We start from the raw sequence: 11,875 nt of genomic DNA on the forward strand, positions 1-11,875 counted from the left end.
AATGACGACCCTTTACAGTGAAATGAGTGAATGATGGCAAAACAGGACGAACTGGTATTTCTGCCGCTGGGCGGAGTTGGCGAGATCGGTATGAATCTCGCCCTCTATGGCTATGGCCCGGCCGCGCAACGCCAGTGGATCATGGTTGATTGCGGCGTGACCTTTGCCGGTCCGGAATTGCCGGGTGTTGACCTGATCCTGCCCGATATCCGTTTTCTCGCCAAGCAGCGCGACCGGTTGAAGGGCATCATCATCACTCATGCGCATGAAGACCATTACGGCGCGTTGAACGATCTGTGGCCGGGCTTGAACGTGCCCGTCTATGCCTCGCCATTTACGGCCGGCATGCTGGAAGCCAAACGAGATTATGAAGGCTCGCGGGCGGAAATCCCGATTACGATTTTCCAGGCCGGCGACCGCATCAATGTCGGCCCCTTCGAAATCGAGGCAATCGGGGTGAACCACTCGATCCCCGAACCCATGTCGCTTGTCATCCGCACGCCGCTTGGCAATCTCGTGCATACGGGCGACTGGAAGATCGATGCGCATCCCTCGCTCGGCCCGTTGACCGATGAGGCTCGTTTCCGCGCCGTTGGCGACGAAGGTGTTCTGGCGCTGATGTGCGACAGTACCAATGCCATGCGCGAAGGCGTGTCGCCCTCCGAGGAAGAAGTATCGGAAGGCCTGCGCAAGGTCATCGAAAGTGCCGAAGGCCGGGTCGCCATCACCACCTTCTCCTCCAATGTCGGGCGTATCCGCTCTATTGCCCTGGCGGCAGAGGCTGCCGGTCGCGAGGTGTTGCTGCTCGGTTCCTCGCTGAAGCGCGTCGTCAATGTCGCGCGTGACCTCGGCATCATGGAAGGGATCAAGCCCTTCATCGCCGAGGATGAATATGGCTATATCCCACGTGACAAGGTGGTGGTCATCCTCACCGGCAGCCAGGGCGAAGCGCGTGCAGCGCTTGCCAAGCTCTCGCGAGACGAGATGCGCCATGTGGCGCTGACCTCTGGCGATACGGTTGTGTTTTCCTCACGCTCCATTCCCGGCAATGAAAAGGCCATTCTGGAGATCATGAACGGCCTGATCGAGCAGGGCGTCAAGATCGTGACCGATGCCCAGGCGCTGGTGCATGTGTCGGGCCATCCGCGCCGGAACGAACTTCTGAAAATGTATGAGTGGATCCGCCCGGAGGTTCTGGTTCCCGTGCATGGCGAAGCAGCCCATCTGACGGCCCAGGCCACGCTTGGCCTTGGAGCCGGTATCAAGACCGTGCCGAAAGTGCGCAACGGCAATCTGCTGCGTCTGGCGCCTGGCCCAGTGCAGGTGGTCGAAGATATTCCGCATGGCCGTATCTACAAGGATGGCAAGCTGATCGGCGATCTTGATGAAATGGGTATTTCAGATCGCAAGAAGCTCTCCTATGTGGGGCATGTGGCCGTCAATATCCTGCTGGATAGCCGCTTGGATTTCCTCGCCGATCCCGATGTCGAGGCCTATGGCCTGCCGGAACTCGATGACGAGGGCGAGAGCATGGTCGATACGCTCTATGATGCGGTGCTGGGCGCAGTGGAAAGCATTCCGCGCAGCCGCCGCAAGGATCTCGAGACCTTGCGCGAGGCCGTGCGCCGCGCGGTGCGCTCGACGGCCAACACCGCCTGGGGCAAAAAGCCTGTCGTCACGGTTTTTGTCAGCAAGGTGTGATGACAAGGTGAGGGGGACTGGCGACAGACCCCTTCCTTCCTTCGCATGCTGTTGTCCTCGGAGTATCGCGCCGGTTGATACTGTCTGTTTCACGGGAGGAAAGTCATGTTGGGTCGCGTCAATCACATCGCTATCGCCGTGCCGGATCTGGAAGCGGCAACCGCCGTCTATCGTGATACGCTGGGAGCCCGCGTCTCGCAGGCACAGGCACTTCCCGAACATGGCGTGACCGTCGTGTTTGTCGAACTGGACAATACCAAGGTCGAGCTTCTGGAACCACTTGGTGACAATTCTCCGATTGCCGCCTTTCTCGCCAAGACCCCGTCCGGCGGCATGCATCATATCTGCTATGAAGTGGCCGATATTCTCGCTGCCCGCGACCAGCTGAAGGCCTCCGGCGCTCGTGTTCTGGGCGATGGCGAACCGAAGATCGGCGCGCATGGCAAGCCGGTTCTGTTTCTCCACCCCAAGGATTTTTCAGGCACGCTGGTCGAACTCGAGCAGATATGACGTGCCATAAAGGTGTGACACCGCGTCTCGCAGACAAGTGCTTTCGTCTTTGCGCCGAACGGGTTAAAACCTCCGCTCACGGGTAGGGGAAAACATCCATGGCATTTCTGTCAGGCTTTGCGGTCTATTTCATCATCTGGTGGCTGACGCTGTTTGCCGTTCTGCCGATCGGCTTGCGCACCCAGGGCGAGGAGGGTGTCATCGTGCCCGGTACGGTAGAAAGTGCACCGGCGCGGTTTCGCGGAGTACGTGTTCTTCTGATCACCACTCTCGTTTCCGGATTGATCTACGGCGCCTGGTATCTCGCCTCGAAATTTCTGGGCTTCAGCCTCTCGTCCCTGCCGCAAATCGTGCCGGATTTTCGCAGTCAGGGATGAGGAAAACCGCCTGACCAAACCCTTCTCCGGCGGCGACAAAGCAAAAAAAAACAAGGCGTTGAAGCCTTGTTTAAAATTTCGCGTGATCCTTAACCGTTGCCGGGGCAGCGTGCGAGCGCGCCTAAGATCTGATCCTCCCAAGACTTGACCGCGATTGGCAGAAATTTGAACTTCCTGCCTCTTTTATGAGCCGAACCTAGCTTAGAGTTTGGGCTTTGTCACCATGAATCTTGGCAGAATTGCTACACTTCCGTAAATTTTTCTTGTTGACAAAAATATCACCGGACACGTCACATGGATGGCACATTTATGCCATTCGTCCCGTTTCGAAACATGGGGGCAAGGATATGTCCCGCTCATGAACGCGGGTTCCCTTCACCCGCCGAAACGGCTATGTAGCGACCCCACACCCAGCCATTCGGTTGCCGATTCCTGCGCGTCAGGGCCGGCCCTCAAACACGGAAAACGCGATGCGTCTGTCCCGCTATTTCATGCCGATCCTCAAGGAAAATCCCAAGGAAGCGGAAATCGTATCTCACCGCCTGATGTTGCGCGCCGGCATGATCCGCCAGCAGAGCCAGGGCATCTATTCCTGGCTGCCGCTCGGCAAGCGCGTGCTCGACAAGGTCAACGCCATCGTGCGCGAGGAGCAGAACCGCGCTGGCGCCGTGGAATTGTTGATGCCGACGCTGCAATCTGCCGAACTCTGGCAGGAAAGCGGCCGTTACGATGATTACGGCAAGGAAATGCTGCGTATCAAGGACCGCCAGGAGCGCCCTATGCTCTACGGCCCGACGAATGAGGAGATGATCACCGACATCTTCCGTTCCTCGGTGAAGTCCTACAAGAACCTGCCGCTCAACCTCTATCATATCCAGCTGAAATTCCGCGACGAGATCCGTCCGCGCTTCGGCACCATGCGCTCGCGTGAATTCCTGATGAAGGATGCCTATTCCTTCGATCTGACGAAGGAAGGTGCGCTGCATTCCTACAATAAGATGTTCGTCGCTTACCTGCGCACCTTTGCGCGGCTCGGCGTGCGTGCCATTCCGATGCGCGCCGATACCGGGCCGATCGGTGGCAATCACAGCCACGAATTCATTATCCTGGCCGATACCGGCGAGTCGGAAGTGTTTTCGCACAAGAGCTTCACCGAGTTCGACATTCCCTCCGTCGATACGGATTTCGACGATGTCGCGGGCCTGCAGGCGATCTTCGACAAGTGGACTTCTGTCTATGCCGCAACCTCCGAAATGCATGATGCGGATGCCTTTGCCGCCATCCCCGAGAGCGATCGCCTCTCGGCACGCGGCATTGAGGTTGGCCATATCTTCTACTTCGGCACCAAATATTCCGAGCCGATGGGTGCCAAGGTGCAGGGGCCGGATGGCAAGGAACACCTTGTCCACATGGGATCCTATGGCATTGGCCCGACACGCCTTGTTCCCGCCATCATCGAAGCCTCGCATGACGAGAACGGAATCATCTGGCCTGAATCAGTGGCGCCGTTCGATGCCATGGTCATCAGCATGAAGCCGGGCGATGCGGCCTGCGACGATATCTCGACACGGCTCTACGGTGCCCTGACGAAGTCCGGCAAGGACGTGCTCTATGACGACACGGATGACCGGGCCGGCACGAAATTCGCCACCGCCGATCTGATTGGCGTTCCGGTCCAGCTCATCGTTGGTCCGCGTTCCGCCGCCAATGGCGAGGTCGAGGTGAAGGACCGCAAGACGGGCGCCCGCGAGACGATGACCGTCGAAGCGGCGCTGAACCGGCTGACGACGGCCTGAGCATAAAGCACAGGCTCGCCTTAAAGGCCGGCAGCAAGCACAGGGAGACGAGATGGCCAAGGGCGCGACGGACAAGGCGAAGGTAGAACAGGCGGCAGTGCCTGCCGCTGGTCCCTTTTCGGCTTTCGAACGCATGGTCGCCTGGCGTTACCTGCGCTCGCGCCGCAAGGAAGCCTTCATCTCGGTGATTGCCGGCTTCTCCTTTGTCGGCATCATGCTCGGTGTGGCCACGCTCATCATCGTCATGGCGGTGATGAACGGTTTTCGCACCGAACTCATCTCGCGCATTCTGGGCATCAACGGCCATATGATCATCCAGCCGATCGATCAGCCGCTGACCGATTACGCACAGCTGTCACAGCGCTTCTCGGCCGTTCCCGGCGTCAGCATGGCGCTGCCGCTGGTGGAGGGCCAGACGCTTGCCTCCGGCCGTCAGGGTGCCGGTTCCGGTGCCCTGGTGCGCGGCGTGCGCACAGAAGACATCGAAAAGCTGAAGGAAGTCTCCGGCAATATCCGCTCGGGCGATCTGACCGGCTTTGCCACCGGCGATGGCGTGCTGGTCGGCTCGCGGCTTGCCGCCTCGCTTGGGCTTGGCGCCGGCGACCAGATCACCCTCATTTCGCCGGAAGGCGATGTGACGCCGATGGGCGTTACGCCGCGCGTCAAGTCCTACCGCATCTCCGGCGTCTTCGAGATCGGCATGTCGGAATATGACGCGACGATCATCTATATGCCGCTTTCCGAAGCGCAGGCCTATTTCAATGCCGATGGCCTGGTGCAGTCGATTGAGCTGTTCCTCACCAATCCGGAAAGCGTCGATGACATGCGCCCGCTGGTGGAGGAGGCTGCCGGTCGCCAGGTGCATATCACCGATTGGCGCCAGCGCAACCAGACCTTCTTCTCCGCGCTTCAGGTGGAGCGCAATGTGATGTTCATGATCCTGACGCTGATCGTGCTGGTGGCGGCGCTGAACATCATTTCCGGCCTTATCATGCTGGTGAAGGATAAGGGCCGCGATATCGCCATCCTGCGCACCATGGGCGCCAGTTCCTCGGCCGTGATGCGCATTTTCTTCATGACGGGGGCGGCGATCGGCATTGTCGGTACCTTTGCCGGCGTGGCGCTCGGCGTCATCGTCTGCCTCAATATCGAATCCATCCGGCAGTTCTTCTCCTGGGTCTCCGGCACGATCCTGTTTGATCCGGAACTCTATTTCCTCAGCCAGCTGCCGGCGGAAATGAGCTTTGGCGAAACCTTCTCCGTCGTCATGATGGCGCTGGTTCTGTCCTTCCTTGCGACCATCTTTCCCGCCTGGCGGGCCTCAAGGCTCGATCCGGTGCAGGCCCTGCGTTACGAATAGGAAGTGATTTCGCCCATGGCACGCAAAACCGTCCTGAAGCTCAAAGGCGTCGACCGGCAATATGGCCAGGGCGACACGGTGCTGTCGATCCTGAAAGGCGCCGATTTCGAGCTGCATGCAGGCGAAATCGTCGCGCTGGTCGCCCCTTCCGGCACCGGCAAATCGACGCTCCTGCATCTGGCGGGCCTCTTGGAGCATCCAGATGCCGGCGAGGTTTTCATCAATGGCGAGGATTGCGGCCACCAGACCGATGACCGACGCACGGCCATCCGGCGCGGCGATATTGGCTTTGTCTACCAGTTTCACCATCTGCTGCCGGAATTCACGGCGCTGGAAAATATCATGATGCCGCAGCTGATCGGCGGTCTGTCGAAGAAGGAAGCGGCAGAGCGCGCCGCCCAGCTGCTCGATTACATGCGCATCGGCCACCGCGCCAGCCATCGCCCTGCGGAACTGTCCGGCGGTGAACAGCAGCGCGTGGCGATTGCCCGTGCGGTGGCCAATGCGCCGCTTCTGCTGCTGGCAGACGAACCGACCGGCAATCTCGATCCGGAAACCGCATCCTATGTGTTTGATGCGCTGGAAGCGCTGGTGCGTCAGTCCGGCCTTGCGGCCCTGATTGCCACCCACAACCATCAGCTGGCGGAGCGCATGGATCGGCGCGTCACCATTGAAGGCGGCAAGATCGTCGAGTTCTGAGACGGTCTGGTGAGCCTACCAGCTGCCCGACAGTGGATGACCTGAAAGCGGAATACTCTTCTTTATGCCTTTGGAATCGCTGAGAGAAAGCGCCACCTGCATCTGTTTGGGTGCCTTGCGGAACCATTGGCTGGCAATCGAGGCCAGGTCGCCAATCATGCCATGGCTGTGCCAATCGGCAAAGCGTCGTGTCATGGCCTCCGGCTCTGATTGGTAGAAGAAGTCGCCGGACCGGGTGATCTCGTTGACAGAGCCTGCCATGGCGCCAAGCGGTCGTTGGAACATTCGCGATGGCAGCGCCAAATGTTGCGCGCTGTCGGCAAAGGCCGGCGCCATGAAATCCACCGCCCAGCCTTCCACCTCCACCCAGCAATGGAAATTTTCGCCGGCCCCGGTCACATAGCCATCCTCGCGATGGTCGGCAAACATCACCACCGTTCCCCCGAGATTATAGGCGGCAAGTCCGCCTTTCGGCGTGGCGCTCAGCTTGTAATGCTGCTTCAGGATGAAGGCGCCGAAGGTGGCAAAATACATCGAAGCCGTCGCGGGGTCGGCGTTCTGGGCAAGCAGCAGACTGTTGATGACCTTGTAGATCCGGTGATAGTCGCTCTGCTTGATCAGCATGTCTGTGCCCTTGCGTCGTCTCGAGTGTCGCGCTTCCCCTAGGCCAGCGGGCAGGCGATGTAAACCGTAACGCGACGCAGAGCCGGCAGAGACGGCGGTGCCGCACACCTGTGCCCGTGAATACCCCCCTCTGCCCTGCCGGGCATCTCCCCCTCAGGGAGGGAGATCGGCCAGTCGATCGCGCTCAGTCCGAAAGACGCGGCAGCGCTGGACGAGAGGTTTATTCTAGGTTGGGGCATTGGCCACACGGTGATCTCCCTCCTTGAGGGGGAGATGCCCGGCAGGGCAGAGGGGGGTAAACCACCTGAACGCACTAACCAGAAAACCACCAACCCGCTGATCCTCCTCACCTTTCCGCAGATCCTCGTGACGGCTCCGAACACCACGATAAAAAATCTCATCCCCGCCGCTCCAAGCCATGCCTACACACTCCCCGTCCCGCAGCGGATACACCGGCAGGCGTGCCGGCGATGCGGGGCCGGTCCGGGTCATGGGGGCAAGACGCAAAACCCCATGCTCCGAGTCCGTCAAAACGGTCTCCCCCCGACGACATGGGAGAAAGGAGAAGCGCGTCGGACGAAAGCGCCAATCCTTGTCAAGGCGCCCAGCTGCGCGTCGGGTGTGTGAGCATGTCCCGTTCGGCGCAGCCGAACGAAAGGTACATGCTCCAATATTTGAATCGAAGCCAGCTTGCCGCGATCGAAGATCGCGGGCGGCTTCGTGGGGCACGCATAGGGAAGGACGGTTCGGGGCCTCATCGCCCGTTGTCCGCCCGGTTTGTCTCCTCAAGGGACAGGCACCGGGAACGGCGATGGATAAAGGCACCAGCCGATCCTTTCAGACAGAGAGGCCGAACCGGCGGATAAAAATGCCGAACGGGGCGCTGAAAGGTGTCACCATTACAAAACCTTACGAGGCAGCTTTCAGCGCGCCGTGCGATAGGTGACAGATACGATCACGCCATGGGCAAAAGCTGCCGCGGGGTCGCTTTCCCCTGTCGAAAGAATCTTTGTTCCGTCTTCGTTCTTTCTGTTGACAGGGGAACATGAACGGAACAAACTATAAACATAACGGAAAAGGGAGACTGCTTATGACTGAGTTCCTCCGGGATGTAGCCGCTTTCGCCTCCATCATGACCTTTGTCGCCAGTATTGGCGTCCTGATGCTGGCGTTCTGACGCCCGCACGTCCGTCCTTTTCGGTTGACGACCGAAGCTAGCGCTGGACTTGAGCCTGCCCGTACCCGAAAATGCCATGTAAAGAATGGATGGCGGCGATATGGCAGATGTGACCGGGATGAAGACGATGGACGGTCAGGCGGCGACGCCGCAATTTGTCCATCTGAGGGTGCATTCGGCGTTTTCGCTGCTGGAAGGTGCGCTGCCGCTGAAGAAGATCCTCACCAAGGCAGCCTCCGACAATCAGCCGGCGATTGCGATTACCGATACCAACAATCTCTTCGTTGCCCTGGAATTTTCGGAAAAGGCTGTGGGTGACGGCATTCAGCCGATCATCGGCTGCCAGATGGCCATCGATATGCAGGATCTGGGCGATGAAAAGCGCTCATCCGCCAATCAGGGCCTGGCAAAGCTCCCGTCTCTGGTGCTGCTTGCCACCAATTCCGTCGGTTATGAGCGGCTCGTCGATCTCGTCAGCCGCGCCTATCTTGGCGGCGAAGGCAGCCATCAGGCGGTGCATATCGCCATGTCCTGGCTGGAAGAGGAGGGCGCCCATGGCATTATCGCGCTCACCGGTTCCGCGTCGGGGCCGATCGATCCGCTGCTGAAGGAGGGCCATCCTGCGCAGGCTGAGCAGCGTCTTCTGGCACTGAAGCGGGTGTTCGGTGACCGGCTTTACGTGGAACTGCAGCGGCACGGTAATTTCGACCGCCGGCATGAAACGCGGCTGATAGAACTGGCTTACCGTCACGATCTGCCGCTGGTGGCAACCAATGAGGCCTTCTTCCCATCGAAGGCCGAATATGATGCCCATGACGCTTTGATGGCCGTTGCCCACAATGCCATCGTCTCTGATGATACCCGCTTTCGCCTGACGCCGGATCACTATCTGAAAAGCCGGGCCGAAATGGCGGCGCTGTTTGCCGATCTGCCGGAAGCGCTCGACAATACGGTGGAAATTGCGCGCCGCTGCACCTTCGTCCTGAAAACCAGAAAACCCATCCTGCCGCGCTTTACCGGTGCCTCGGAGGATCCGGACGAGGCAGACCGCGCCGAATCGGCAGAACTGCGCCGCCAGTCGGTCGAGGGGCTGGAGCGTCGTCTCGAAGCGCTGGGTATGGCGCCGGGCTATACGGTGGAACAATATCGCGAGCGGCTCGATTTCGAACTGTCGGTCATCGAGCGCATGAAGTTTCCCGGCTACTTCCTCATCGTTGCCGACTTCATCAAATGGGCCAAGCAACATGATATCCCGGTCGGGCCCGGCCGTGGTTCGGGTGCGGGCTCGCTGGTGGCCTATGCGCTCACCATTACCGATGTCGATCCGCTGCGCTTTTCCCTGCTGTTTGAACGCTTTCTCAATCCGGAACGCGTGTCGATGCCCGACTTCGACATCGACTTCTGCCAGGATCGCCGCGAAGAGGTGATCCGCTACGTGCAGCAGAAATATGGCCGCGAACAGGTGGCTCAGATCATCACTTTCGGTTCGCTACAGGCGCGTGCAGCACTGCGCGACGTTGGCCGCGTGCTGGAAATGCCCTATGGCCAGGTCGACAAGATCTGCAAGCTGGTGCCCAACAATCCGGCCAATCCGACGCCCCTGTCGCAGGCGATCATCGAAGAACCACGTCTGCAGGAAGAGGCGGACAAGGAGCCGGTTGTCGCTCGGCTTCTCGATATTGCCCAGAAGATCGAAGGGCTCTATCGCCATGCCTCGACCCATGCGGCCGGCATCGTCATCGGCGACCGCCCGCTGTCCAAGCTCGTGCCCATGTACCGCGATCCGCGCTCGGACATGCCCGTCACCCAGTTCAATATGAAATGGGTCGAGCAGGCCGGCCTTGTGAAGTTCGACTTTCTCGGCCTGAAGACCCTGACCGTTCTCAAGACGGCGGTGGATTTCGTCGCCAAGCGCGATATCCATATCGATCTGGCCACTATTCCGCTCGATGACCAGAAGACCTATGAAATGCTGTCGCGCGGCGAAACCATCGGCGTGTTCCAGGTGGAAAGTGTCGGCATGCGCAAGGCGCTGCTTGGCATGCGGCCCGACTGTATCGAGGATATCATTGCGCTTGTGGCGCTCTATCGTCCCGGCCCGATGGAGAATATCCCCACCTACAATGCCCGCAAGCATGGCGAGGAAGAGATCGAGTCGGTGCATCCGATGATCGATACGCTGCTGAAGGAAACGCAGGGCGTTATCGTTTATCAGGAACAGGTGATGCAGATCGCCCAGGTCCTGTCCGGTTATTCGCTCGGCGAAGCCGATCTTCTGCGCCGCGCCATGGGTAAGAAGATCAAGGCGGAGATGGACCAGCAGAGCGAGCGCTTCATTGATGGCGCCGTGAAGAATGGCGTGGGCAAGCCCCAGGCGAAGAATATTTTCGAGCTTCTGGCGAAGTTCGCCAATTACGGCTTCAACAAATCACACGCCGCTGCCTATGCTATCGTGTCCTACCAGACGGCCTATATGAAGGCGCATTACCCGGTCGAGTTTCTCGCCGCGTCGATGACCTATGATATGGCCAATACGGAAAAGCTGAACGATTTTCGCCAGGACGCTTCGCGACTGGGCATCAAGGTCGTGCCGCCCTCGATCCAGACCTCATTTCGCATGTTCGAAACCGGCGAAAATTGCATTTTCTATTCGCTGAACGCCATCAAGGGTGTGGGCGAGGCAGCCGTCGAGCATATTGTTGCCGTGCGCGGCGACAAGCCCTTTGCAAGCCTTGAGGATTTCTGCCTGCGTATCGATCCGAAGCAGGTCAATCGGCGTGTGCTGGAAAGCCTTGTCTCTGCCGGCGCCTTCGATGGTTTCGGGCGCGATCGCGCCGAACTGATCGGCGGCATGGATCGCATCATTGGCTATGCGCAGCGCGCCGCCGAAGGCAAGACCAGCGGCCAGAGCGACATGTTCGGCTCCTCATCAGCGAGCGGTCCGGAAACCCTGATGCTGCCAAGCTTCAATCCGTGGTTGCCATCGGAAAAGCTGATGCGCGAATATCTCGTGCTCGGCTTTTATCTTTCGGCCCATCCGCTCGACAGCTACAAGGATGTGCTGGCCAAGATGCGCGTGCAGAACTTTGCCGAGTTTTCCGCAGCGGTGAAGGCCGGCGCCAATGCCGGACGTCTGGCCGGCACGGTCACCGGTAAACAGGAGCGCAAGACCCGCACCGGCAATAAGATGGGGATCGTCACCTTTTCCGATGCGACCGGCCAGTTCGAGGCGGTGCTGTTTTCGGAAGCGCTCGCCCAATATCGCGATCTTCTGGAACCCGGCAAATCGCTGGTGATCACCGTGCAGGCCGACGAGCGGCCGGAGGGCATAGGCCTTCGCATCCAGACGGCCCAGTCGCTTGAGGAAAAATCGGTGCAGATGCAAAAGGCGCTGCGGGTGTTTGTCCGCGATTCCGGTCCACTGAAGACGGTTGCCCGCCATCTGAATGCCCGTGGCGATGGCCTCGTTTCCTTTGTCGTCATCAAGGATGATGGAAGGCGGGAGATCGAGGTGGAACTGACGGAAAAATATCGAATCTCGCCGGAGATTGCCGCTGCGTTGAGGGCTGCACCCGGCGTGCTGGATGTCGAATTGGTGTAGGCAAGGACAAAACGGCGGCGGATCGCGTTT

8 protein-coding genes are annotated in these 11,875 nt (G+C 59.5%); 7 read left to right on the forward strand and 1 reads right to left on the reverse strand.

From position 1 onward, the window contains the following. Positions 1-33 precede the first annotated feature (33 nt). The 6 genes from E8M77_RS23465 (at position 34) to E8M77_RS23490 (ending at position 6,443) form a co-directional block, all read left to right on the forward strand. Complete coding sequence (locus E8M77_RS23465; protein WP_137133017.1) at positions 34-1,701, forward strand: ribonuclease J; 1,668 nt, start codon at positions 34-36, stop codon at positions 1,699-1,701. A 105-nt stretch (positions 1,702-1,806) separates the two neighbouring features. Then, positions 1,807-2,211: a methylmalonyl-CoA epimerase gene (gene mce / locus E8M77_RS23470; RefSeq protein ID WP_137133018.1), complete on the forward strand. Its 405-nt coding sequence runs from the start codon at positions 1,807-1,809 to the stop codon at positions 2,209-2,211. Between the two features lie 98 nt (positions 2,212-2,309). Continuing rightward, positions 2,310-2,588, forward strand: coding sequence for a DUF1467 family protein (locus E8M77_RS23475; protein ID WP_137133019.1), 279 nt, complete (start codon positions 2,310-2,312; stop codon positions 2,586-2,588). A gap of 470 nt (positions 2,589-3,058) precedes the next feature. Continuing rightward, positions 3,059-4,384 (forward strand): proline--tRNA ligase, encoded by a 1,326-nt coding sequence (proS, locus tag E8M77_RS23480; protein WP_137133020.1) that lies wholly within the window; start codon positions 3,059-3,061, stop codon positions 4,382-4,384. A gap of 52 nt (positions 4,385-4,436) precedes the next feature. Next, entirely contained in the window at positions 4,437-5,744 is a 1,308-nt protein-coding gene (locus tag E8M77_RS23485; RefSeq protein WP_137133021.1) for a lipoprotein-releasing ABC transporter permease subunit, read from the forward strand. Positions 5,745-5,759: 15 nt separating this feature from the next. Next, positions 5,760-6,443 (forward strand): ABC transporter ATP-binding protein, encoded by a 684-nt coding sequence (locus E8M77_RS23490; protein ID WP_137133022.1) that lies wholly within the window; start codon positions 5,760-5,762, stop codon positions 6,441-6,443. Positions 6,444-6,458: 15 nt separating this feature from the next. On the opposite strand, the gene E8M77_RS23495 is transcribed toward E8M77_RS23490, so the two are convergent. Beyond that, on the reverse strand, positions 6,459-7,067 hold the full coding sequence (locus E8M77_RS23495; protein ID WP_137133023.1) for a DUF2026 family protein: 609 nt from the start codon (positions 7,065-7,067) through the stop codon (positions 6,459-6,461). 1,277 nt (positions 7,068-8,344) lie between these two features. Between E8M77_RS23495 and dnaE the strand changes: the two genes are divergently transcribed. Further along, positions 8,345-11,845, forward strand: coding sequence for a DNA polymerase III subunit alpha (gene dnaE / locus E8M77_RS23500; RefSeq protein ID WP_137133024.1), 3,501 nt, complete (start codon positions 8,345-8,347; stop codon positions 11,843-11,845). Positions 11,846-11,875: the final 30 nt, after the last annotated feature.

The sequence above is a fragment of the Rhizobium sp. FY34 genome (genome assembly GCF_005222845.1).
Taxonomy (GTDB): Bacteria; Pseudomonadota; Alphaproteobacteria; order Rhizobiales; family Rhizobiaceae; genus Neorhizobium.